We start from the raw sequence: 1,502 nt of genomic DNA on the forward strand, positions 1-1,502 counted from the left end.
GGTTAACCCGTGTGGGGTAGCCGTAGCGAAAGCGAGTCCGAATAGGGCGTTTGAGTTGCACGCCCAAGACCCGAAGCGGAGTGATCTAGCCATGGGCAGGTTGAAGCGGAGGTAAGACTTCGTGGAGGACCGAACCCACCAGGGTTGAAAACCTGGGGGATGACCTGTGGTTAGGGGTGAAAGGCCAATCAAACTCCGTGATAGCTGGTTCTCCCCGAAATGCATTTAGGTGCAGCGTCACGTGTTTCTTGCCGGAGGTAGAGCACTGGATAGGCGATGGGCCTTACCGGGTTACTGACCTTAGCCAAACTCCGAATGCCGGTAAGTGAGAGCGTGGCAGTGAGACTGTGGGGGATAAGCTCCATGGTCGAGAGGGAAACAGCCCAGAACACCGACTAAGGTCCCTAAGCGTGTGCTAAGTGGGAAAGGATGTGGAGTCGCAGAGACAACCAGGAGGTTGGCTTAGAAGCAGCCACCCTTGAAAGAGTGCGTAATAGCTCACTGGTCAAGTGATTCCGCGCCGACAATGTAGCGGGGCTCAAGCACATCACCGAAGTCGTGTCATTGCAGCATGAAGGGCTAACGCCTGCTGTGATGGGTAGGGGAGCGTCGTGTGCCGGGTGAAGCGGCGGTGGAAACCAGTCGTGGACGGTACACGAGTGAGAATGCAGGCATGAGTAGCGATACAAGAGTGAGAAACTCTTGCGCCGATTGACCAAGGGTTCCTGGGTCAAGCTGATCTGCCCAGGGTAAGTCGGGACCTAAGGCGAGGCCGACAGGCGTAGTCGATGGACAACGGGTTGATATTCCCGTACCCGCTTTGAAGCGCCAACGCTGAACCGAGTGATGCTAAGCCCGTGAAGCCGTCCCGGAGTCTTCGGACAAGGGGAAGTGGTGGAGCCGGTGATCCGACCTCGTATTAGGTGAGCGATGGGGTGACGCAGGAAGGTAGTCCAGCCCGGGCGGTGGTTGTCCCGGGGTAAGGGTGTAGGCCGAGTGATAGGCAAATCCGTCACTCATTAAGGCTGAGACCTGATGCCGAGCCGATTGTGGTGAAGTGGATGATCCTATGCTGTCGAGAAAAGCCTCTAGCGAGTTTCATGGCGGCCCGTACCCCAAACCGACTCAGGTGGTCAGGTAGAGAATACCGAGGCGTTCGGGTGAACTATGGTTAAGGAACTCGGCAAAATGCCCCCGTAACTTCGGGAGAAGGGGGGCCATTCCTGGTGACGAGTCTTGCACTCCGAGCTGGGGGTGGCCGCAGAGACCAGCGAGAAGCGACTGTTTACTAAAAACACAGGTCCGTGCGAAGCCGTAAGGCGATGTATACGGACTGACGCCTGCCCGGTGCTGGAACGTTAAGGGGACCGGTTAGCTCTGATTCGTCGGGGCGAAGCTGAGAACTTAAGCGCCAGTAAACGGCGGTGGTAACTATAACCATCCTAAGGTAGCGAAATTCCTTGTCGGGTAAGTTCCGACCTGCACGAATGGCGTAACGACTT

The 1,502-nt window shown here is 56.7% G+C and carries 1 rRNA gene; it reads left to right on the plus strand.

Features of this window, described 5'->3' with window-relative positions:
• Positions 1-1,502 (plus strand): 23S ribosomal RNA (locus ACFP3U_RS36850); the annotation flags it as partial.

Source organism: Kitasatospora misakiensis, assembly GCF_042656005.1.
GTDB lineage: Bacteria > Actinomycetota > Actinomycetes > Streptomycetales > Streptomycetaceae > Kitasatospora > Kitasatospora misakiensis.